The organism is Burkholderia sp. AU27893 (genome assembly GCF_002223205.1).
In the GTDB taxonomy this organism is placed as follows: Bacteria; Pseudomonadota; Gammaproteobacteria; order Burkholderiales; family Burkholderiaceae; genus Burkholderia.
In genome coordinates, this window is sequence record NZ_NKFD01000004.1 from 1,446,675 (window position 1) to 1,468,207 (window position 21,533).

General features: G+C 68.5%; 18 protein-coding genes and 1 pseudogene. 8 read left to right on the forward strand and 11 right to left on the reverse strand.

The window, feature by feature from the left end:
- Nucleotides 1-37: 37 nt before the first annotated feature.
- The 3 genes from CFB47_RS26310 to CFB47_RS26320 are packed head-to-tail and all read right to left on the reverse strand — an operon-like array spanning nucleotide 38 to nucleotide 3,917.
- Nucleotides 38-1,945, reverse strand: a complete 1,908-nt coding sequence (locus CFB47_RS26310) for a dipeptide ABC transporter ATP-binding protein (protein WP_089462775.1) — start codon at nucleotides 1,943-1,945, stop codon at nucleotides 38-40.
- Between the two features lie 29 nt (nucleotides 1,946-1,974).
- The gene (locus tag CFB47_RS26315; RefSeq protein ID WP_089462776.1) at nucleotides 1,975-2,976 is read right to left on the reverse strand and encodes an isoaspartyl peptidase/L-asparaginase family protein; all 1,002 of its coding nucleotides are present in this window, start codon (nucleotides 2,974-2,976) and stop codon (nucleotides 1,975-1,977) included.
- Nucleotides 2,973-3,917, reverse strand: a complete 945-nt coding sequence (locus tag CFB47_RS26320; protein ID WP_089462777.1) for a MurR/RpiR family transcriptional regulator — start codon at nucleotides 3,915-3,917, stop codon at nucleotides 2,973-2,975. The genes CFB47_RS26315 and CFB47_RS26320 overlap by 4 nt, the downstream gene beginning before the upstream one ends.
- Before the next feature lie 468 nt (nucleotides 3,918-4,385).
- On the opposite strand from CFB47_RS26320, the gene CFB47_RS26325 reads away from it, so the two are divergent.
- The 5 genes from CFB47_RS26325 to CFB47_RS26345 all read left to right on the forward strand — a co-directional run bounded on the left by CFB47_RS26325 (nucleotide 4,386) and on the right by CFB47_RS26345 (nucleotide 12,106).
- Nucleotides 4,386-5,657 carry an MFS transporter gene (locus tag CFB47_RS26325; protein WP_089442679.1) on the forward strand — a complete coding sequence of 424 codons (1,272 nt, stop codon included), beginning with the start codon at nucleotides 4,386-4,388 and terminating at the stop codon, nucleotides 5,655-5,657.
- 27 nt (nucleotides 5,658-5,684) lie between these two features.
- Nucleotides 5,685-8,105, forward strand: coding sequence for a glycoside hydrolase family 31 protein (locus CFB47_RS26330; RefSeq protein ID WP_089462778.1), 2,421 nt, complete (start codon nucleotides 5,685-5,687; stop codon nucleotides 8,103-8,105).
- 111 nt (nucleotides 8,106-8,216) lie between these two features.
- Nucleotides 8,217-9,404, forward strand: coding sequence for a porin (locus CFB47_RS26335; protein ID WP_089462779.1), 1,188 nt, complete (start codon nucleotides 8,217-8,219; stop codon nucleotides 9,402-9,404).
- A 316-nt stretch (nucleotides 9,405-9,720) separates the two neighbouring features.
- Nucleotides 9,721-11,742: a BCCT family transporter gene (locus tag CFB47_RS26340; protein ID WP_089462780.1), complete on the forward strand. Its 2,022-nt coding sequence runs from the start codon at nucleotides 9,721-9,723 to the stop codon at nucleotides 11,740-11,742.
- A gap of 52 nt (nucleotides 11,743-11,794) precedes the next feature.
- Nucleotides 11,795-12,106 (forward strand): hypothetical protein, encoded by a 312-nt coding sequence (locus CFB47_RS26345; RefSeq protein ID WP_089442683.1) that lies wholly within the window; start codon nucleotides 11,795-11,797, stop codon nucleotides 12,104-12,106.
- Between the two features lie 99 nt (nucleotides 12,107-12,205).
- Here the strand turns inward: CFB47_RS26345 and CFB47_RS26350 are convergent, their stop codons facing one another.
- A complete protein-coding gene (locus CFB47_RS26350; protein WP_089462781.1) occupies nucleotides 12,206-13,054 on the reverse strand; it encodes a class I SAM-dependent methyltransferase in 849 nt (282 codons plus the stop codon).
- A gap of 193 nt (nucleotides 13,055-13,247) precedes the next feature.
- On the opposite strand from CFB47_RS26350, the gene CFB47_RS26355 reads away from it, so the two are divergent.
- From CFB47_RS26355 to CFB47_RS26365, 3 genes are all read left to right on the forward strand, one after another.
- Nucleotides 13,248-14,711, forward strand: a complete 1,464-nt coding sequence (locus tag CFB47_RS26355; RefSeq protein WP_089462782.1) for a metallophosphoesterase — start codon at nucleotides 13,248-13,250, stop codon at nucleotides 14,709-14,711.
- Nucleotides 14,712-14,767: 56 nt separating this feature from the next.
- Entirely contained in the window at nucleotides 14,768-16,105 is a 1,338-nt protein-coding gene (locus CFB47_RS26360; RefSeq protein ID WP_256946797.1) for a cytochrome-c peroxidase, read from the forward strand.
- Nucleotides 16,106-16,200: 95 nt separating this feature from the next.
- Nucleotides 16,201-16,476 (forward strand): hypothetical protein, encoded by a 276-nt coding sequence (locus CFB47_RS26365; protein ID WP_011355479.1) that lies wholly within the window; start codon nucleotides 16,201-16,203, stop codon nucleotides 16,474-16,476.
- 81 nt (nucleotides 16,477-16,557) lie between these two features.
- On the opposite strand, the pseudogene CFB47_RS26370 reads toward CFB47_RS26365, so the two are convergent.
- The 7 genes and pseudogenes from CFB47_RS26370 to maiA form a co-directional block, all read right to left on the reverse strand.
- A pseudogene (locus CFB47_RS26370) lies at nucleotides 16,558-16,854 on the reverse strand (PLP-dependent aminotransferase family protein); the annotation flags it as partial.
- A 50-nt stretch (nucleotides 16,855-16,904) separates the two neighbouring features.
- Nucleotides 16,905-17,327, reverse strand: a complete 423-nt coding sequence (locus CFB47_RS26375; RefSeq protein WP_089442686.1) for a DUF6691 family protein — start codon at nucleotides 17,325-17,327, stop codon at nucleotides 16,905-16,907.
- 1 nt (nucleotide 17,328) lies between these two features.
- Nucleotides 17,329-17,763, reverse strand: coding sequence for a YeeE/YedE family protein (locus CFB47_RS26380; RefSeq protein ID WP_089462783.1), 435 nt, complete (start codon nucleotides 17,761-17,763; stop codon nucleotides 17,329-17,331).
- Nucleotides 17,753-18,103, reverse strand: coding sequence for a helix-turn-helix transcriptional regulator (locus tag CFB47_RS26385; protein ID WP_089463558.1), 351 nt, complete (start codon nucleotides 18,101-18,103; stop codon nucleotides 17,753-17,755). The genes CFB47_RS26380 and CFB47_RS26385 overlap by 11 nt, the downstream gene beginning before the upstream one ends.
- Before the next feature lie 98 nt (nucleotides 18,104-18,201).
- The gene (locus CFB47_RS26390) at nucleotides 18,202-19,566 is read right to left on the reverse strand and encodes an aromatic acid/H+ symport family MFS transporter (protein WP_089462784.1); all 1,365 of its coding nucleotides are present in this window, start codon (nucleotides 19,564-19,566) and stop codon (nucleotides 18,202-18,204) included.
- 79 nt (nucleotides 19,567-19,645) lie between these two features.
- On the reverse strand, nucleotides 19,646-20,854 hold the full coding sequence (locus CFB47_RS26395; protein WP_089463559.1) for a 3-hydroxybenzoate 6-monooxygenase: 1,209 nt from the start codon (nucleotides 20,852-20,854) through the stop codon (nucleotides 19,646-19,648).
- Between the two features lie 19 nt (nucleotides 20,855-20,873).
- Nucleotides 20,874-21,515, reverse strand: a complete 642-nt coding sequence (maiA, locus tag CFB47_RS26400) for a maleylacetoacetate isomerase (RefSeq protein WP_089462785.1) — start codon at nucleotides 21,513-21,515, stop codon at nucleotides 20,874-20,876.
- Between the last annotated feature and the right edge of the window lie 18 nt (nucleotides 21,516-21,533).

Here is a 21,533-nt window from a genome sequence, read left to right on the forward strand (position 1 = left end):
CCTGCACGCTCGCGCATCGCCGTGGCGACGCATTGCTTCAGTACGCGCCGCCGACGCGATGCGTCGCGACGTAATGATCGGGGCCGACCGCGACGAGCGGCGCGACGACCGGGTCGTCGCCGATCGCACGGATCGGGCTCGGGATTTCGTCCGCCGCCAGCTGGCGCGGCGCGTGCCGGCGTGCCGGATCGGCCACCGGCACCGCGCTCATCAGCTTCTTCGTGTACGGATGCTGCGGCGCCTCGAACACCGCGCGGCGCGGGCCGATCTCGACGATCTGGCCGAGATACATCACCGCGACGCGATGGCTGATGCGCTCGACCACCGCCATGTCGTGCGAGATGAACAGGTACGCGACGCCGAGCTCGCGCTGCAGGTCGAGCATCAGGTTGACGATCTGCGCCTGCACCGACACGTCGAGCGCCGACACCGATTCGTCGGCGATCACGACCTTCGGGTTCAGCGCGAGCGCGCGCGCGATCGCGATCCGCTGGCGCTGGCCGCCCGAGAATTCGTGCGGATAGCGGCGCGCGGCCTCGGGCGGCAGGCCGACCTTGTCGAGCAGCCAGTCGACGCGCGCCTGCGCTTCGCGGCCGCTCGCGACGCCGTGCACGAGCAGCGGCTCCATGATCGAGAAGCCGACGGTCAGGCGCGGGTTCAGCGACGCGAACGGATCCTGGAAGATGAACTGGATGTTCCGGCGCAGCGCCTGCAGGTCCGCGCCCTTCATCGCGCTGATGTCGCGGCCGTCGAATTCGATCGAGCCGCTCTGCGATTCGACGAGGCGCAGCAGCGAGCGGCCGGTGGTCGACTTGCCGCAGCCCGATTCGCCGACCAGCGCGAGCGTCTCGCCCGCGCGCAGTTCGAAGCTCACGCGTTCCACCGCGTGCACGTATTGCGACACGCGGCCGAACACGCCGCTCTTCACCGGGAAGCGCGTCACGAGATCGCGCACGCGCAGGATCGGCGACGCGGACGGGTCGACGGGCGGCTGCGCAACGTCGTTCGCCGCGGGTGCGGGCGACGCCGCCGGGGTTGCCGCGTTTGCGCCGTCAACCTTCAGCAGCGGGAATTTCTCGGGTGCATCGGTGCCCTGCATCGAGCCGAGTTTCGGCACGGCCGCGAGCAACGCGCGCGTGTAGCGATGCTCAGGCGCCGCGAAGATGCGATCCGATTCGCCCTCCTCGACCTTCTCGCCGCGATACATCACGAGCACGCGGTCGGCCACTTCGGCCACCACGCCCATGTCGTGCGTGATGAAGATCACGCCCATGTTCATTTCGTCCTGCAACCCGCGCACCAGCTGCAGGATCTGCGCCTGGATCGTCACGTCGAGCGCGGTGGTCGGCTCGTCGGCGATCAGCAGCGACGGCCGGCACGACAGCGCCATCGCGATCATCACGCGCTGCCGCATCCCGCCCGACAACTGGTGCGGATAGCGCGCGAACACGCGGCGCGCCTCGGGGATGCGCACGAGCTCGAGCAGCCGCAGCGTTTCCGCGCGCGCTTCCGACAGGCTTTTCGACTGGTGCAGCGCGATCGCCTCGCTGATCTGGTCGCCGACCGTGAACACCGGGTTCAGCGACGTCATCGGCTCCTGGAAGATCATTGCGATATCCGCGCCACGAATGCCGCGCATCGTCGCGCCGCTGGCCTGCGCGAGATCGACGATCGCACCGCCACGCCGACGGAACGCGATCCGGCCGTTCGTGATCGCGCCGCCGCCGTGCTCGACGAGCCGCATCAGCGCGAGCGACGTGACCGACTTGCCCGAGCCCGATTCGCCAACGATCGCGAGCGTCTCGCCGCGATCGACGTGAAACGACACATTGCGTACCGCGTCGAACGTCGCGCCTTCGCGGCGGAACGTGACCGACAGGTCGTCGACGGCCACCACGCGCTGCTCGGGCAGCACCAGGCCGGACGGGTTACGGCTCGAAGTCATCGTGGGTCTCCTTCTCGTGCGGTCGGGAATCAGGCCGTGTCGTCGTCGCGATAGATGCCGACCACCGGCGCTTCATCGACGCGCGCATAGCCGCGGTACATCCCTTCGGTGTTGAACGGCATCGCGACGTTGCCGTGCGCATCGACCGCGATGATCCCGCCGCGACCCGCGAGGCGCGGCAGCTTGTTCATCACGACGTCGTGCGCGGCATCGGCGAGCGACGCGCCGCGATACGCGATCTGCGCGGCCACGTCATGCGCGGTCGCGAGCCGGATGAACATCTCGCCGGTGCCCGTCGCGGATACGGCGCAGGTCGCGTCGTCCGCATAGCAGCCCGCGCCGATGATCGGCGAATCGCCGACACGCCCCGGCTGCTTGTTCGTGATGCCGCCCGTCGACGTCGCCGCTGCAATGTGGCCATGCTGGTCGCACGCAACCGCGCCGACCGTGCCGTGCTTGCGATCCGGGTCGAGCGGTTCGGCCGGTTGCTGCTGCGCTTGCGGAGCGCCGAACGTGAACGTCGCCGCGTCGTGGTCGAGCATCACACCGGCCGCTGCGCGCGCCTTGACCCATTGCGCGTGACGCGCCTCGGTATCGAAGTAGCCCGGTTCCGCGAGTTCGAGCCCCTGCGCGGCTGCGAACGCATCGGCGCCCTCACCGGCGAACAGCACGTGCTCGCTGACTTCCATCACGCGCCGCGCGGCCAGCACGGGATTGCGCACACGCGTCGCGCAGCAGATCGCGCCGGCGCCGAGCGTCGCGCCATCCATCACCGCCGCGTCAAGTTCGTGCTTGCCTTCCGCCGTATAGACGGCGCCGCGTCCTGCGTTGAACAGCGGGCAATCCTCGAGCATCCGCACCGCGACGGTGACGGCATCGAGCGCGCTGCCGCCATCGGCCAGCACCTGCTGCGCGGCCGTCAGGATGGCGGTCAGTTCGGCACGGTACTGACGTTCGGTGTCGGAATCCATCGCCTCGCGCAGGATCGTGCCTGCGCCGCCGTGAATCGCCACGATCGCGGGTGAAGTCATGTTTTTTTCGGACGGTGAGTAGAAGGGTTGGCGGCCGGCGGCGTCGCTTGCGGCTGGATGAGCCACGGCAGCAGGAATTCGGTCATCTCGGCCGCGGATTTCGCGGACCGGTGCGTGCGCAGCGCGACCGCGTCGATCAGCGCCTCGATCATCGCGAGCACGGCCGCTTCCGACGTCGCCGCGAAGCGCCGCTCGGCCTTGACGTACAGGTTCAGCGACGCGATCGGCGCAAGCGGCGATTGCGGGCCGTCGGAGATGCCCAGCACGCGCGCCCCGCGCGCCGCCGCGCGGCGGGCCAGTTCGATGGTGTCCTTCACGTAGCGCGGAAACGCGAGCGCGATCACGAGATCGCGCGAGTCGGCCGTATACAGCCGCCGCGCCGCGTGCGACGGGCCGCCGAGCAGCGCGAGCGACTGCACGTTGTCGTGACAGACGGACAGCCCGTGCTCCATCAGCCCGGTGAGAAACGCGCTCGACCCCGCGCCGAGGATCAGCACGCGCCGTGCGCCGACGATCGCCTCGACCGCGGCCTCGACATCGGCTGCGTCCAGTTGCGCACGCGTGTTCTCGATGTTCGCGACGGCCTGGTCGAATACCGCGTCGATCCAGGCGGCACCGCGCACGCCCGGCTCCTGCTCCTGCGCGGAACGCAGCCGCTCGACCGGCCCGAGCGTCGCCTCGAAGCCGCGCACGAGCGCCGCGCGCATCGCCGGATAGCCGTCGAAACCGAGCGCCTTCGCGAAGCGGTTCGCGGTCGCGATCGACGCGTTCACGGCTTGCGCGAGTTCGTCGATGCGCATCGTCGCCGCGCGGAACGGATTCGCGAGCACGAACTCGCCCATGCGGCGGTGGATCGGCGTCATCAATGGCATCGCCGACGCGATCCGCTCGGCGATCGCGGGTTCGTCGGGACTGGCGTCAGGCGGAACGAGAGGCGTCATGCGAAGGGTTGTTGCAAGGATGATGAAAATGAATTTACACAACTCCCGTCTCGAAAAGAAATAAATTTTCATCAGGGTTTGTCACGCCCGATCCCACGCCTTTCGCTCACCCGACGCTCGCACAGCCCCGCCGCTCGGCCCTTGGCGCGTGATGACCGTGCGTTGCCCACTCCGCCGCGTGACCGCGCTCCTCGGGAAAACCCCGAGCAAGTTCGTTCGAATGCATTTTCACGTTGACCGGATTCGAATTCGAACATAGGATGCTCGAAAATGATCAGTCGTCAGATAACATCGCAACTCGATGACGACGAAATGTTCGTTCGAATACCGTATTTTCGATATAAGCGGGTGTGATCCGCTCGCATCAAGATCGGACATCGTACGAATAAAACGAATAAGCCATCCCGCGCGGATGGCCCTTACGGATCGGCGGCCGCCGTGCGCCCGCCCCTCTGACAGGAGACAGCAGTGAAGACAGTCAAGGCGTTGCGCTGGTGGATCATCGTGCTCGTATGTCTCGGCACGATCCTCAACTACCTCGCACGGAACTCCCTCGCGGTGCTCGCCCCCGAGCTGAAGCAGGTCTTTTCGATCTCGACGCAGCAGTATTCGTATATCGTCGGCGCGTTCCAGATCGGTTACACGATCATGCAGCCCGTGTGCGGCTTCGTCGTCGACCTGATCGGGCTGCGGCTCGGGTTCGCGCTGTTCGCGATGCTGTGGTCGATCGTCGGCGTCGCGCACGGCTTCGCGTCGGGCTGGCTGTCGCTCGGCATCCTGCGCGGCTTTCTCGGGCTGTTCGAAGCCGCCGCGATTCCGTCCGGGATGAAGGCGGTCGCCGAATGGTTTCCCGATCGCGAGAAATCCGTCGCGGTCGGCTATTTCAACGCGGGCACGTCGCTCGGCGCCGCGATCGCGCCGCCGCTCGTCGTGTTCCTGTCGATGCGGTTCGGCTGGCAGGCCGCGTTCATGGCCACCGGCGCGCTCGGCTTCGTGTGGGCCGCGCTCTGGTACGCGCAGTACCGGTCGCCGGCCGACCATCCGCGCATCACGCCGCAGGAGCGCGCGTTGATTCGCGACGGCCAGGCGACGATGCCGCCCGTGTCGAAGCGCCGCATTCGCGACGTCGTCACCGCGCGGCGCTTCTGGGCCATCGCGCTGCCGCGCTTCTTCGCCGAGCCCGCGTGGCAGACCTTCAGCTTCTGGATTCCGCTGTATCTCGCGACCGAGCGCCACATGGAGCTCAAGCAGATCGCGATCTTCGCGTGGATGCCGTTTCTCGCGGCCGACCTCGGCGGCATCGCGGGCGGCTACCTGTCGCCGTATCTCGCGAAACGGTTCAAGCTGCCGCTCGTGTGGTCGCGCGTTGCCGGCGTCGCGCTCGGCGCGGTGCTGATGCTCGGTCCCGCGATGATCGGGCTCGTGGCGTCGCCGTACATGGCCATCGCGCTGTTCTGCGTCGGCGGCTTCGCGCACCAGATGATCTCCGCACTCGTCAACACGCTGTCGGCCGACGTGTTCGATCCCGAGGAAGTCGGCACCGCGAGCGGCTTCGCCGGGATGGCCGCGTGGATCGGCGGGCTCGGTTTCTCGCTGCTGGTCGGCGCGCTCGCCGACAAGATCGGCTACGCGCCGCTGTTCGCGTGCCTCGGCCTGTTCGACATCATCGGCGTCACGCTGCTCGCGGTGCTGATCCGCGGGCAGTCGAAGCAGGAACGCCTGCTCGCCCAGCATGCCTGACCTTCGCCTTTACCAGGAATCGCATTCATGACTTCGCTTCTTCATCCGCCCGTGTTCCGCGTCGCCGGCCAGCACGCGAACCGTGTGCTGCTCGCGTCCGACGCAGGCGCAACCGTTGAAATCTTCGTGCTCGAGGACGACATCGTGCGGGTGCGCGTGCTGCCCGACGCGACGGCGCGCAACCCGCGCACGTGGTCGATCGCGCCGGGCCTCGACGACGTGCCGCTCGACGGGCGCGACCGCCTCGATCTCGACGGCTTCGCGCTGCCCGCCTATACGCTCGTCGAAGACGACGATGCCGCGTGCATCGAAACCGCGCAGATCCGCGTCGTGGTGCGCCGGCAAGGCGGCCACTGCACGTGGTCGATGCGCGGCGCGGACGGTACGTGGCGCGTCGCACTCGCCGACCGCGCGACGCAGGCGTACAACTTCGGCTGGTGGGACGATCGTGCGTATCACTACGTCGCCCGCGAGCGCGGCGACAAGGTGTTCGGCCTCGGCGAACGCGCAGGCGACCTCGACCGCACCGGCGCGCGCTTCGAGATGCGCAACATCGACGCGATGGGCTACAGCGCGAAGCACACCGACCCGCTGTACAAGCACATCCCGTTCTACATCACGTGGTCGCCCGCTGCCTGCCAGGGGTTCGGGCTGTTCTACGACACGCTGTCGGACTGCGCGTTCGACATGGGCCGCGAGCTCGACAACTATCACGGCCCGTACCGCTATTTCGTCGCCGAGCACGGCGATCTCGACTACTACTTCATCGCGTCGCCCGACACGCCGCTCGCGGCCGCGCGACGCTTCACGTGGCTCACCGGGCGCCCCGCGCGCACGCCGAAATGGGGGCTCGGCTATTCGGGCTCGACGATGAGCTATACCGATGCGCCGGACGCGCAGCAGCAGATGAACCAGTTCGTCGAGCAATGCGACACGCACGACATCCTGTGCGATTCGTTCCATCTGTCGTCGGGCTACACGTCGATCGGCGCGAAGCGCTACGTGTTCAACTGGAACCGCGACAAGTTTCCCGACGCGAAGGGCTTCGTGAAGCATTACCGCGACCACGGCATCCGCCTGTGCGCGAACATCAAGCCGTGCCTGCTGCGCGACCATCCCGCATTCGAAGAGGCGGCCACGCGCGGGCTGCTGATCCGCTCGGCGTCCGGCGAGCCCGCATGGGTGCAGTTCTGGGACGAGGTGGGCGCGTATCTCGACTTCACGCAGCCCGACGCGTACCGCTGGTGGCGCGAGCAGGTCACGTCGGCGCTGCTCGAATACGGGATCGAGTCGACCTGGAACGACAACAACGAGTACGAGATCTGGTCGCCCGACGCGATCGCGCACGGCTTCGGCCAGCCGTATCCCGCGCGCGAAGCGAAGGTGCTGCAGACGATGCTGATGATGCGCGCGTCGCGCGACGCGCAGCGCGCGCATGCGCCGGCGCGGCGGCCGTTCCTCGTGTCGCGCTCCGGCGGCGCCGGCATGCAGCGTTACGTGCAGACCTGGTCCGGCGACAACTATACGTCGTGGGAAACGCTGCGCTACAACCTGAAGATGGGCCTCGGGCTCGCGCTGTCGGGCGTGTCGAACATCGGCCACGACATCGGCGGCTTCTCCGGGCCCGCGCCGTCGCCCGAACTGCTGCTGCGCTGGGTGCAGTTCGGCATCTTCATGCCGCGCTTCAGCATCCATTCGTGGAACGACGACGGCACCGTCAACGAACCGTGGATGTACCCGGAGATCACCGCGCAGATTGCGTCGCTGATCAAGCAGCGCTACCGGCTGCTGCCCTACCTCTATCACCTGCTGTGGCTGTCGACGACACGCTACGAGCCCGTGCTGCGGCCGACCTTCGCCGATTTCCCCGGCGACGCCCGCTGCTACGACGAATGTGACGACATGATGCTGGGCGACGCGCTGCTCGTCGCGCCGGTCGTCGATCCCGGCCTGACGACGCGCACCGTCTACCTGCCGTCGGGCGCGCGCTGGATGTGCTGTGCGAGCGCGCAGGCGTTCGACGGCGGCGCGAGCGTGACGCTGCCCGCGCCGCTCGACACGCCGGTGATGCTGCTGCGTGAAGGCCGCGTGCTGCCGCTGAACGTCGCGGAACAGCATTTCGGCGCGCGTGGCGACACGCGCGGCTTCCTCGTCGCGCCGCGCATCGAGGACGGCATCGCCTACGGCGAATGCGTCGAGGACGACGGCGAGACGGAAGCATGGCGCGACGGCGAATACGGGCTGTGGCGCATCGAAACCGGCCGCGAGGCGTCGGGCGCGCTCGGCGTATCGGTGCGCTGGGACGGCCGCCCGGCACGCCCGGCCGATCGCGTCGAGATCCTGCTGCCCGCTTCGCTGCAAGGCCCGCTCGCCGTGCACGGCGCGCGCGTCGAGCGGGATGCGCAGGACGGCGCATGGCGCCGCCTCGTCGTCGCATTCGACAACTGAACCGCATCACCCACGCAAGACGGGCCGTTCGCGCGGCCCGCCACCCGCCACAGAGGAGGCGACCGAGCCTCCCGCCCACCTTGAGAAGATGAAGAGATCTGGAGATCGTCAATGAAAGCACCCGTCAACCGCTATGCAATCCTGATTTTATCGGCCGCCTCGCTTGGCATGACCGCCGCCCACGCGCAGAGCAGCGTGACGCTGTACGGTGTCGTCGACGATTCGCTCGCGTACGTGAACAACCAGCAGGGCCACTCGAACATCTACATGCGCGACGGCAACCTGTATGCGTCGAAGTTCGGGCTGCGCGGCGACGAGGATCTCGGCGGCGGCACGCATGCGATCTTCGACCTGCAATCCGGCTTCAACCTGAACAACGGCGCGCAATCCGCCGCCGGCCTGATCTTCAATCGCCAAGCGTTCGTCGGCCTGCGCAACGATCACTACGGCACGATGACGGCCGGCCGCCAGTACACACCGTACTTCCTGTTCGTCGGCCCGTACGCATCGAGCAGCTGGCTGACCGGCGCGACGGGCGCGCATCCGGGCGACATCGACGGCCTCGACACGACGATCCGCGTGAACAACTCGGTCACTTATACGTCACCGACCTTCGCCGGGCTAACCGCCAGCGCGATGTACGCGTTCGGCGGCATTGCCGGCGCGACCGGCAAGGGCAACACGTTCAGCGCCGCACTGCGTTATGCGAACGGGCCGATCGGCGTCGCGGCCGGCTACCTGCGCATCAACAGCTCGGGCTCGTCGGCGGGCTTCCTGAATCCGGCAACCGCCGCGTCGGGCAGCTTCGCGGTATCCGTGCTGAACCAGGGCTACCTGACCGCGAAGGCCGTCGAGCAGGTCGCGGCGGCCGGCAACTACACGCTCGGCGACCTGACGATGGGTCTCAACTACTCGAACGTGAAGTACCTGCCCGGCAACGGCTCGGCGTTCACGGACACGGCCGTGTTCAACACCTACGGCGCGCTCGCCGCATACCGCTTCACGCCGGCATTCTCGGTGGCCGGCGCGTTCGCGTACACGCTCGCGTCGAAGGCGAACGGCATCAACAGTGCGGCCCGCTACCAGCAGGTTTCGTTGAAGGAGTCGTACAGCCTGTCGAAGCGCACGACGCTCTATGCGCTGCAGGCGTACACGCATTCGAGCGGGCAAACGCTCGGTGCGCAAGGTGCCGGCCACGTGATCGATGCGGCGCCGATCGTCGGCGATTCGCAGCAGCTCACGCCATCGACCACGCATGGCCAGTTCGTCGGGATGGCCGGGATCGCCGTCACGTTCTGAACCCTCGCGGCAGCGCCTTCGGCGCGCTGCCCCTGCCCCGGGCGACACGCATTTCGCGCATTCCATGCGTGCCGTCCGTGCACCTCGCACACGGCCCACGAAGCGTTTTCGGCGGCCCGTGCGCCCACCGCGCGAACCGCGCGGGTTTTCTCGACCTCGCCAATACCTTACAATCCGTCAGGTTTTCCCTTCTGCATGCCCCTTCTTGCAGTCCTGACACCGCGGTACACTCGACGCACGCCGTATCAGGGTCCGACGCGCGACACGCGCGCCGGGCGGCGTCGCGCCTCGTTGCGCCCACAACTGGATGCCAGCCATGCCAGACTCCCGTCCCTCGCCCCGCACGACATTCAAGCCGCAGGTCGTCCTGCCCGCGCTCGCGGTCATCGGCGCGTTGCTCGTCGTCTGCGCGCTGCGCCCGAGCGAAGCCGGCGCGCTGTTCTCCGCCGGCCAGCAATGGGTCATCGCACGCTTCGACTGGTTCTACGTGCTCGCCGTGACCGGCTTCCTCGTGTTTCTCGTGCTGATCGCCGCCAGCGACTTCGGCAACATCCGGCTCGGCCCCGACGACGCCGAACCCGAATTCAGCTTCGTGTCGTGGACCGCGATGCTGTTCGCGGCCGGCATGGGCATCGGCCTCATGTATTTCGGCGTCGGTGAGCCGATGCAGCATTTCTTGAAGCCGCCGACCGTCGACCCCGGCACGCCCGCCGCCGCGCGCGAGGCGATGCTGATGACCTTCTTCCACTGGGGCTTCCATGCGTGGGCGATCTACGGGCTGATGGGGCTTGTGCTCGCGTACTTCGGCTTCCGCTACAACCTGCCGCTGACGCTGCGCTCGGGGTTGTATCCGGTGCTGCGCGAGCGCATCAACGGCTGGATCGGCCACACCGTCGACGCGTTCGCGCTGGTCGGCACGGTCGCCGGCATCGCGACGACGCTCGGCTACGGCGTGATGCAGATCAGCGCCGGCCTGCACACGGTCGTGGGCTGGGACACCAGCGGCAACGCGTTCCGCATCGGGCTCGTCGTGCTGGTCGTGCTGCTCGCGGGTGCTTCCGCCGCGAGTGGCCTCGACAAGGGCGTGCGGCGGCTGTCCGAGCTGAACCTGCTGCTCGCGTTCCTGCTGCTCGCATTCGTGGTCGTCGCGGGCCCGACGTCGTTCCTGCTGCGCGCGCTCGGCGACAACATCGGCCAGTACCTGTCGCATCTCGTCGACCTGTCGTTCCGCACCTATGCGTACGCGTCGCCGCGCGAGGAAGGCTGGTTCGGCGGCTGGACGATCCTCTACTGGGCGTGGTGGGTGTCGTGGTCGCCGTTCGTCGGCATGTTCATCGCGCGCATCTCGCGCGGCCGCACGATCCGCCAGTTCGTGATCGGCGTGCTGCTCGTGCCGACCGCGTTCAACCTCGTGTGGATGACGGTGTTCGGCAACAGCGCGATCTGGCTCGATACGCACGGCGCGGCCGGCGCGCTCGCGCAGACGGCCACCAATGTCGACGCGCTGCTGTTCCGCTTCTTCGACGTCCTGCCGCTGTCGCAAGGGCTGTCGATCGTCGCGATCGTGCTGATCGCGGTGTTCTTCGTCACGTCCGCCGATTCGGGCGCATTCGTGATCGACCAGATCGCGACGCGCGGCAATGCCCACTCCCCGGTGTGGCAACGGCTGTTCTGGGCCGCGCTGCTCGGCGTGACGGCCGCGGTGCTGCTCGTCGCCGGCGGGCTCGGCGCATTGCAGGCGATGACGCTGATCGCCGCGCTGCCGGTGGCGATCATCATGATCGCGCTCTGCTACGGGCTGTGGCGCGGGCTCGCGGCCGACCGCGTGCACTATTCGCAGGACGTCGCGCCCGCGACGAGCTTCTGGACCGGCCAGCACTGGCGCCATCGCCTCACGCACATCCTGCGGCAGACGACCGAAGCCGAAGCGCGCCAGTTCGTCGCCGAGACGGTCGAGCCCGCGTTGCGCAAGGTCGCCGACGAGCTGCGCGCGAGCGGTGTCGATGCGAACGTGCAGCGCGACAACGACGACGCCGTGCGGCTCACCGTGCCGACCGCCGACCACCGCGATTTCGTATACGGCGTGCGCGTGACGGTGAAATCCGCGGCCGCGTTCCTGGTGCGCGAGGCGGCCGAGCCGGAAGCGGAACGGGCCCACGTGTACGGGATCGTCACGTTCTTCGAGGACGGGCGGCTCGGCTACGACGTCGAATACCTGCGCGGCGACGAAGTGATTGCCGATGTGCTGCGCCAGTACGAACGCTACGTGTCGCTCGCGGCCGACAAGCGCACACATCTGCTGAGCCGCGCGCCGGGGCATGCGACGGAGGCCGAATGAACGCCGCCCTTGCCACGCCGTGGCGGTTCGCCATCCACGACGGAGCGGCACGATGACCGGACTCCTGCAAAGCCGCGCCTCCGACGTCATCGCGCTCGGCACGCTCGCCGTGCTCTACCTCGGCGGCGCCGGCATCGCGCTGTGGCGAATCCGGGCCGCGGCACCCCGCGGCAAGGTCTACTGGATCGTCTGCGCGGCGCTGCTCGCCGGCGGCGTCATCGCGATGGGCATCAACCTGTCGCCGATGCCGGATACCGGGAACATGCCGCCCGGGTTTGCGCTCGGCGTCGAAGCCGTGCTGCTCGGTCTCGCGCTGGTCGCCGGCGGATGCGCGTGGTTGATGTTGCGCGCGCGGCGACACTGACGCGCGTACGTCACGCGGCCCGGCTTCGTCCCGCGCGAACGGCCACGCGCGGGGCGAACCGGCCGCCCCTTCCTTGACCTGCCTCTTTACCGCGACGCGTTACGCGGACGGTGCCCGCGCCGTCACGAGCCAGCATGCCGCGTCGAAGCGCACATCGGCACCCTCCACGTAACGCGCGAACGCGGCACGCATCGTGTCGACCACGCGCCGCCGGGTCGCCTCGTCCACCTCCAGCAATGCCAGCCCGACCGGGCCCAGCCGCGAGATGTAGTCGTCCAGCGCGGAAGCAGGCAGCGCGCACGCCAGATCGACCGGCTCGATCGCGATGTCCGCCCAGCCGCTGTCCGACAGCACCGACGCAACGCGCTGCCGGTCGCCGAACGCGAATTGCCCCGGCGCGCCGGGCCGCCGGGCGGGCAGGTTCGACAACAACGGCGCGGCGGCCCGCTCGGCGATCGTCATGAACGGATTGTCGGCCGCGCTGCGCCATGCGACGAACCGCATCTGCGCATTCGGCCGTGCCGCTTGCCGCAGATTCGCGAAGGCCCGCACCGGATCGTCGAAGAACATCACACCGAGGCGCGACACGATCAGGTCGACGCTCGCGGGCTCGAACGCGTGAGTCTGCACATCCGCACGCACGAAACGGGCGTGAACGCCGCTGCGTTCGGCGCGCGCCTGCGCGGCGTCGATCATCCGGGCCGAAATATCGATGCCCGTGCATTGCGCGTCCGCGCCGAGCCGCTGCGCGATCGCAAGCGTGACCGCGCCCGTGCCGCAGCCGACGTCGAGCACGCGGCGCGCGGACGACGTAGCCGCCGCATCCACGAGCAACTGCGCCAGCGGTTCGAACATCCGGTCGATCGGCGCCTGCGTGTCGACCCACGCGCGCCCCGACGGGCCGTTCCACAGCGCGGATTGTTCGTCATTGGGCCGGCTGGTTTCCATCGTCGATTCCCCTTCTGGTTCGTTGATCGTGCATCGCACTTTGCGGCTTCAAGCCGGCTTGAAGTCAAGGCCCTCCGGCCGCGACCTGCCCCATCGCGATGTCGATGCCCGGCCCGTGTGCAAGCGCCCCCGTGTTTTCACATTTCTTACATTCGCGCTGCGTATCGTTGACGACTTTCCTACGGTGCCTCCCATGCGACGACTCCTCACGCGCGCGCTGCTCGTGCGCTGCGCTCCCCTTGCTGCCCTCGCCGCGCTGTTCGCGTGCTCGAACCACATCGATTCGCCGGCCGATCCGGCGAGTGCGTCGGTCAACGTCCAGGCCGCATGGGTCGAGATCGGCGAGTCGAACCAGGCGATCGCGCGCGTCATCACGAACTACACGCCCGCGTCGGACGGCGATCCGCTGTGCCCGCAACTGACCGTCGACGGCAAGCTGTCGCGCATGTCCCTGCGCGCGGGCGCCGCGACCCTCGCCCAGCGGCCGACCGCCAGCGATCCGGCCGATTCGAAGCCGTCGAGCTTCCCGGTGTCCGTCTGCGAGATGACGCTGCCGGCCGGCGCGCAGTCAGCAAGCGTCGCGGGCCGCACGCTGCCGCTGCCGAAGGCGCCGCCGCAACGCATCGCGATCATCGCCGACACCGGCTGCCGCATGAAGAAGGCCGACAACGCGTGGCAGGCGTGCAACGACGCATCGGTATGGCCGCTCGACACGATCGCGGCCAGCGTCGCGAAGCTGTCGCCCGATCTCGTGATGCACATCGGCGACTATCACTATCGCGAGAACGCGTGCCCACCGGACATCGCCGGCTGCAAGGACAGCCCGTGGGGCTATGGCTGGGATACGTGGCAGGCCGACCTGTTCCGCCCGGCCGCGCCGCTGTTCGCGAAGGCGCCGTGGGTCGTCGTACGCGGCAACCACGAGGAATGCGCGCGGGCGGGCCAAGGCTGGTTCCGCTTCCTCGATCCGCGCCCGTATTCGGCCGCGCGCTCGTGCGACGATCCGGCCAACGACAACAACGCGAACTATTCGGAACCCTATGCGGTGTCGCTCGGCGGCGGCTCGCAGGTGATCGTGTTCGACACCGCGAAGGTCGGCCGCACGCCGCTCAAGACGACCGACGCGCAATTCGGCATCTACCAGAAACAGTTCCAGACGGTCGCCGCGCTCGCGTCGAAGGCCGGCATGACCACGACGATCTTCACGAACCATCATCCGATCCTCGCATTCGCGCCGATCGCCGGCAGCACGCCCGCGCCGGGCAACCTCGCGCTGCAGTCGGTGATGTCGAGCCTCAACGCACAGGCGTGCTACCCGCCCGGCGTGCACGTCGCGCTGCACGGGCACGTGCACGATTTCCAGGCGATCAACTTCTCGTCCGGGCATCCGGCGACGATCGTGTCCGGCAACGGCGGCGACAATCTCGACGTCGCGTTGCCCGACCCGTTCCCGGCCGGCCTGACGCCCGCACCGGGCGCCGTGATCGAGCGGCTGTCGCACAACAACAGCTTCGGCTTCCTGATCATGGAACGCCGCGCCGCACCGGCGACCGGCTGGGTGTTCCACGCGTATTCGGCGGCCGGCAAGCTGCTCGCGTCGTGCAACCAGTCGGGCACGACGCTCGCCTGCGACAAGACGGGGTTCATTGCGCCGTGAGTGAAGTGGTTCGATGTGACGGCCGCCATGCGGGCGGCCTGCAAACGCTGCGGACGCTGGCCGCGGCGGCCGTATTCTCCGGCCTGGCGCTCGCAGCTCACGCCGCGCCGGCCGAAACGGTCCTGCTTCCCGGTGCGCCGCCGTCACGGGTCGTCGATACGATCGGCAACGGCACGCCGCAGGTGACAGGCAAGATCGATGCGGCGACCGCGCGCTTCGCGCCCGACCCGACGCTCGTCGCACTCGGCCGCCGGATCTTCTTCGATCCGCGGCTGTCCGAGCCGCGCGGCATGTCGTGCGCGGGCTGCCACGATCCGGGCCGCGCGTTCGCGCCGACGCTGTCGGCCGCCTCGCTCGCGGGGCCCGGCGTGCCGGAGGGCAGCCGGCCCGGGCGTTTCAGCCAGCGCAACGCGCCGTCGCTGCTCTATGTGCGTTACGTGCCGCGCCGCCACTTTTATCAGGATGACGACGCGCCCGCGCCGTCGCCGTTCGGCGGCCTGTTCAGCGATGGCCGCGCGGATACGCTCGCCGAGCAGATCCGCGGGCCGCTGTTCGATCCGAACGAGATGAACAACCCGTCGCCGGCCGCGCTGCTGCGCAAGGTCGACGCGACCGAACTCGCGCCCGAGCTCGCCGCGCGCTTCGGCGCGCCGGTGCGGCGCGATCCCGAGCAACTGATGCGTGCGCTGGGCCTGGCCGTCGAGGCCTATCTGCAGAGCGACGAGATGGCGCCGTTCACGTCGCGCTTCGATGCGTTCCTGCGCACGCGCAAGCCGCTCGCGCCGGCCGAAATGCGCGGCCTCGCGCTGTTCCGGAATCCCGACAAGGGCAACTGCATGAGCTGCCATACGCTGTCAGAAACATCGAGCCGCCCGGAGCGTTCGCTCTTCACTGATTTCGGCTACGACGCGATCGCGGTGCCCCGTAACCGCGCGCTACCGGCGAACCGCGATCCGCGCCATTTCGACAACGGGCTGTGCGACACCGCAAGGCGGCTGCGCTGGCCCGAGCCGACGCAATGGTGCGGCTACCTGCGCACGCCGGGGCTGCGCAACGTCGCGGTCAAGCAGACGTTCATGCACAACGGCGTGTTCACGACGCTGCGCGACGCGGTCGCGTTCTACAACACGCGCTCGACCGACCCGGGCTTCTGGTATCACGGGGCCAAAACGTTCGACGACGTGCCGGCCGCCTACCGCGGCAACATCAACGTCAACTCGACGCCGATGAACCGCCGGCCCGGCACGCCGCCCGCGCTGAGCGACGCGGAAATCGACGACATCGTCGCGTTCCTCGGCACGCTGACTGACGCGCGCTATACGAAGATTGCTGCTCCTGTCGCGCCCGCGGCCCCTGCTGGCCGGATCACGCGAACCGCCGTACCGGGTCGCTGACCTGGCCGAACGGCCAGCCTGGACGGACTCGCTTGCGGTCGCCGCAAACACTGGTTATATTTACAGTACTGTATTTATGAACAGTGAGGTGCGCGATGGAACATCTGGTCCGTATCGTCAACGAAGCCGATCGCCAAGTGCTGGCGTGGCTCCGCGCTCAGGTCGGTGATGCCCGCGTCGAGCGCGCGGCTCGCCAGCTCGGGCATACGCGCAAGCCCTTCCCGTCCGCCGTATGCCGGTATCTGGGCATGAGCGCACCGGCCACGCTGCGCCAGGCCGAACGGCCGCGCGCTGCGCGCGATTTCTCGGTCGGCGATCGTTACCTGTCGTTGATCCGCCAGCACCTCGCCACGCACTCGGCCAGCCGATGAAATGGCGGCGGCTCGCCGCGTCGGTGGCCCGGAAAGCCGGTGGGCCTGCGCATTCGCTAGCCCGGCCGGCCGACACCGTGCTTACGTGGCCGCGGTGGCTTCCCGTACGAGGCGGCCGAGCGTTTCAAATGCCGCTTCGTGCGCCGCATCGAACACGCGCGTGCAAGCGAGCCGGATATAGCCGTCGAAGCGGTCGCAATTCGAGAAGATCGAACCGGGCGCGATCCTGACTCCGTGCGCGAGCGCGGCGTCGAACAGCGGCTCCGGGCGCACGCCGTCCGGCAGCGCGATCCACAGCAGCATCCCGCGCGGCGGCTGGTTCATCCGCGTTCCGGCCGGGAAATGCCGCGCAATCGCATCGATCGTCGCGTCACGTCGCGCTGCACGCGCAACCGCCGCACCCTGCCTGGCACGCGGCAGCCCCGACATCACCGCACGCTGCTGCGCCGCTCGACCCATTCGAATACGGCCATCCCGGCCAGCATCGCGACGACGAACACGATCCCCTTCGCCGACCCGAAGCCGATCGACACGATCGCGGGCCCCGGGCAGAACCCGGCGATCCCCCAGCCGATGCCGAACACCGCACTTCCGGCAACCAGCCGCACGGTGATCGCACGCGCGGCAGGCAACTGCATCGGCAAGCCGAGCCACGTCCGCGTCCGGCGCTTCGCCCATGCGAACGCGAACACGGCCACGCCTATCGCGCCGGCCATCACGAACGCGAGCGACGGATCCCAGCGGCCCGCCAGGTCGAGAAAACCGAGCACCTTCTGCGGATTGGCCATGCCCGACACGATGAGACCGACGCCGAACAGCAGCCCCGCCAGAAACGCGAATCCTGCCTGCATGTCAGCCTCCCAGCACGTGCCGTCGCACGAAGACGGTCACGAAGCCCGCAACCATGAAGACCACCGTCGCGACCACCGAGCGCAGCGCACCGCGCGACATCCCGCACACGCCGTGGCCGCTCGTGCAACCGCCCGCATAGCGCGTGCCGACGCCGACCAGCAGCCCGGCCGCCACCAGGTCAAACCAGCCTGCATCGACCTGCGGCGTCATACGATTCCCTGCGACGTACATCACAAGCGGTGCGGCGATCAGCCCGGCGACGAATGCGGCGCGCCAGTCGCGCTCGCCCGCGCGTGCCGTGAGCAGACCGCCCACGATGCCGCTGATGCCGGCAATCCGGCCGTTGAACGCAACGAGCCAAGCAGCGGCGAGCCCGATCAGCACGCCGCCGGCCAGCGACAGCCACGGCGTGAAATGAAGCACATCAAGCTGCATCGCGCCGCCCCTTCGCGGTCGGGCCGCAGAACTGTTCGTACAACACGCCCATCACCGCGATCGCGGCCGGACTGTCGAGCGAATAATGGATGTTCTTGCCCTCGCGGCGTGTGCGAACCAGCGCGTTGTCACGCAACACGCCGAGCTGCTGCGACAGGGTCGGCTGGCGGATATCCAGCGCCGTCTCGAGATCGCTGACGCAGCGCTCGCCCTGCGACAGTTCGCAGAGCAGCAGCAGCCGGTCGGGATTCGACAGCACCTTGAGCAGCGCGCAGGCCGATTCGGCGGCCGCGCGCATCGGGTCGGGTTCCGGCAACCCGGCGGAAAGATCGTCGTTCATCGGCACAGGGGAACAATTAAAGCATCAATATTATATTGATTTATATAATGATGCTCCCCGCCGTTTGCCGGCAGACGGCCTTACACCGCCTCCTTCGCTCAAGTGGTCTGCTCGCCCGCCATCGCCTTCGCGGCAGTCACGCGCGTCGAATCGGCACGCACCACACCGAGCGCCAGCACCGCCATCCCTGCGATCAAGCACGGCGCCGCGACGACGGCAAACGCAGTCGACAACGGCACGCCCATCGCCAGCATCGCGCCGCCCGCCATCGATCCGACGACCGAACCGCCCCGCCCGATCCCGTTCGCCCAGCTCACGCCGGTGGTGCGGCACTCGGTCGGATAGAACGCGGCCGACAGCGCGTTCGCGCCGACCTGCGAACCCGACACGCAGAAGCCGGCCGCGAACACGGCGAGCGCGGCGCCCCACGGCGATGCGGCAAACACGCCGATCGCGGCGACGAATACGCCGGCCGCCGCATAACTGCAGGCCAGTACGCGATGCGGATCGAAGCGGTCCATCAGCCCGCCGAGGACGATCGCGCCGAGGGTGCCGCCGACCTGGAACATCGCGGTCACGCGCGCGGCCGTCTGCAGCGTCGCGCCGGTCGTGCGCAGCAGCGTCGGCAGCCAGCTCGACAGCAGGTAGATCACGAGCAGGCTCATGAAGAACGTGAGCCACAGCAGCAGCGTGCCGCGCAGCAGGTCGGCGCCGAACAGGCGGCCGAGCGGCGACCCGGCCGGCTTGCCGGCAGGCGCGATGAACGACGCGTTCGCAAGATGCGGATCCGGCGCGATACGAACGAGCATCGCCGCGATCCGTTCGCGCGCCGCGCCTGTATTGACGAGATAGCGCACCGATTCCGGCAGCCGCCACGCGAGCACCGGCAGCAGCAACAACGGCGCGGCGCCGCCGACGACGAGCACCGCGCGCCAGCCGTGATGTTCGATCAACGACGCAGCCGCGAGCCCGCCGAGCGCGGAGCCGATCGTGAAGCCGCAGAACATCGTCGTCACCAGCAGCGAGCGGCGTCGCGCCGGGCAGTATTCGGACGTCAGCGTGATCGCGTTGGGCATCGCGCCGCCGAGCCCGAGCCCGGTCACGAAGCGCCACGCGATCAGCTCGGTCAGGCCGCCGGCGCTCGCCGACGCGGCGCTCGCGATGCCGAAGCACGCCACGCACGCGAGCAGCAGCCGCTTGCGGCCGAATCGGTCGCCGAACGGCCCGAACACGAGCGCGCCGGCCATCAGCCCCGCGAGGCCCGCGCCGAACACCGGTGCGAGCTGCGCGGGCGACAGGCCCCATTCCGCACGGATGACGGGGGCGATGAACCCGATCGATGCGGTATCGAAACCGTCGATCGCGACGATCAAAAAGCACAGGACGACGATCGCGGCCTGAAACGGCGCCACGCGATGCCGGTCGATCCATTCGCTGACGTCGATGGACAGCGTATCGGTCATGATGGTGTCTCCTCCAGGAAGGCGGTCGCGCGTCGTGTCGTCGAATATGCGCCGCCGGAATCGGGCTGACCGCGCCGCGTTACTCGACGGACTTCAGGCAATCCTCCGCGCGCCAGCCGTGCAGCCAGTCGAGCGCGTCGTAGAACTGCGCCTGCGTGCGGCCGACCCAGAGCCCGTTGCGCACCTGCCGCTCGACACCCTTCGCGTGATAGATCCGCCCCATCTCGCGCGCCGAATACAGCACGCGCGCGGTGCGCGGAATCCGCACCCGTTCGTACAGCGCGAACGCGGCCTCGAAGTCGCCATCGGTCCGGGCCACGGCCGCGCCGAGCGTCACCGCGTCCTCGAGCGCCTGGCACGCGCCCTGCGCGATGTATTGCGTCATCGGATGCGCGGCGTCGCCGAGCACCGTCGCGCGGCCCTCGCTCCAGCGTTCGACCGGATCGCGATCGGCGGTCGCCCAGCGCTTCCACGAGGTCGGCCGGTCGAGCATCTGCTTCGGCAGCGGATGGACGCCGTCGAAGTACGACAGCACTTCCTCCTTGCTGCCTTCGCGCACGCCCCAGGTTTCCTGCTCGCGGCTGTGGAACGTGACGACGAGGTTGTACTGCCGTCCACCGCGCAGCGGGTAGTGGACGAGATGGCAATGCGGGCCGGCCCATACCACCGGCGCATTGATCTGAAGATCCTGCGGCATGTTGTCGACGTCGACCACCGCGCGATACACGACGTGGCCCGTCACGCGATGCGCGTCGCCGATCAGCGCTTGACGGATCGCGGATTTCACGCCGTCGCAGCCGATCACCGCATCCGCGCGATAACGCTCGCCGTGCTGGTCGGTCACGGTCACGCCGTTGCCGTCCTGCTCGAAGCCGCACACCTGCGTGCTCGTCCGGAATTCGATCAGCGGATGATCCTTGACCGCCTCGTAGATCGACAGGTGAATGTCCGCGCGATGAATCACCGCGTACGGATTGCCGAAGCGTTCGCGATACGCGGCGCCCGTATCGACGCGCGCCACCTCGCGCGCATCGACCGCATCCATCAGTTGCAGCCAGTCGGTGAACACCGCCCGGCCGCGCGCGGCCTCGCCGACACCCAGCGCGTCGAGCGCGTTGAATGCATTCGCCGCGAGCTGGATCCCCGCGCCGATCTCGCCGATCTGATCGGCCTGTTCGAGCAGCTTCACGCGGATGCCCTGGCGCGCGAGCGCGAGCGCCGTCGCGAGCCCGCCGATGCCGCCGCCGATCACCAGCACGCGCCGGCCGTTGTGTTGTGTCTCGCCCATGTCTGTCTCCTGCTTCGTGTTACGCGACGTAATCCGGTTGCCGCTGCGGCTGTGCCGCGTCGAACGCCGGCTCGTGCCGCGCGTGTTCATAAACCGCGAGGCTGCGCGGATACGCGCTCAGGTCGCAATCCATCCGCAACGCGTTCGCGACCTGCGGCACGAGGCATACGTCGGCGAGCGTCGGCGTGTCGCCGAAGCACCACGGGCCCGCGTCCGCGCGCGCGAGCAGCCGCTCGACGCCGGCCATCCCTTCCGCGATCCAGTACCGGTACCACGCGGTCTTCTGCTGCGGCGTGACCTTCAGTTCGCCGTCGAGATAGCGCAGCACGCGCAGGTTGTTGACCGGATGGATGTCGCATGCGATCAGCGTCGCGAGTTCCAGCACGCGCGCACGATGGTGCGGTTCGAGCGGAATCAGTCGAGGCGTCGGCTGGATCTGGTCGAGGTAGTCGAGGATCGCGAGCGACTGCCCGAGACGAAAATCCCCGTCGACCAGCGCCGGCACCGCGGCCGACGGGTTCACGTTCGCGACGTACGCCGCCTCGCGATGCTCGCCGGTGCGGATGTTCACCGGCAGCGTGTCGTACGGCAGCCCTTTCAGCGCGAGCGCGATGCGCACCCGGTAGGACGTCGAACTATTGAAGAAGCTATGCAGTTGCACGATGTCGCCTTTCGAGGA

Bases quoted from the DNA above. Each gene is read 5' to 3' on its own strand.
- CFB47_RS26375 (WP_089442686.1), bottom strand. From the start codon at position 17,327: ATGCAGGCAGGATTCGCGTTTCTGGCGGGGCTGCTGTTCGGCGTCGGT.
- CFB47_RS26390 (WP_089462784.1), bottom strand. From the start codon at position 19,566: ATGACCGATACGCTGTCCATCGACGTCAGCGAATGGATCGACCGGCAT.
- CFB47_RS26320 (WP_089462777.1), bottom strand. From the start codon at position 3,917: ATGACGCCTCTCGTTCCGCCTGACGCCAGTCCCGACGAACCCGCGATC.
- CFB47_RS26355 (WP_089462782.1), top strand. From the start codon at position 13,248: ATGCGACGACTCCTCACGCGCGCGCTGCTCGTGCGCTGCGCTCCCCTT.
- CFB47_RS26330 (WP_089462778.1), top strand. From the start codon at position 5,685: ATGACTTCGCTTCTTCATCCGCCCGTGTTCCGCGTCGCCGGCCAGCAC.
- CFB47_RS26350 (WP_089462781.1), bottom strand. From the start codon at position 13,054: ATGGAAACCAGCCGGCCCAATGACGAACAATCCGCGCTGTGGAACGGC.
- CFB47_RS26340 (WP_089462780.1), top strand. From the start codon at position 9,721: ATGCCAGACTCCCGTCCCTCGCCCCGCACGACATTCAAGCCGCAGGTC.
- CFB47_RS26380 (WP_089462783.1), bottom strand. From the start codon at position 17,763: ATGCAGCTTGATGTGCTTCATTTCACGCCGTGGCTGTCGCTGGCCGGC.
- CFB47_RS26345 (WP_089442683.1), top strand. From the start codon at position 11,795: ATGACCGGACTCCTGCAAAGCCGCGCCTCCGACGTCATCGCGCTCGGC.
- CFB47_RS26315 (WP_089462776.1), bottom strand. From the start codon at position 2,976: ATGACTTCACCCGCGATCGTGGCGATTCACGGCGGCGCAGGCACGATC.
- CFB47_RS26335 (WP_089462779.1), top strand. From the start codon at position 8,217: ATGAAAGCACCCGTCAACCGCTATGCAATCCTGATTTTATCGGCCGCC.
- CFB47_RS26310 (WP_089462775.1), bottom strand. From the start codon at position 1,945: ATGACTTCGAGCCGTAACCCGTCCGGCCTGGTGCTGCCCGAGCAGCGC.
- CFB47_RS26385 (WP_089463558.1), bottom strand. From the start codon at position 18,103: ATGAACGACGATCTTTCCGCCGGGTTGCCGGAACCCGACCCGATGCGC.
- CFB47_RS26365 (WP_011355479.1), top strand. From the start codon at position 16,201: ATGGAACATCTGGTCCGTATCGTCAACGAAGCCGATCGCCAAGTGCTG.
- CFB47_RS26395 (WP_089463559.1), bottom strand. From the start codon at position 20,854: ATGGGCGAGACACAACACAACGGCCGGCGCGTGCTGGTGATCGGCGGC.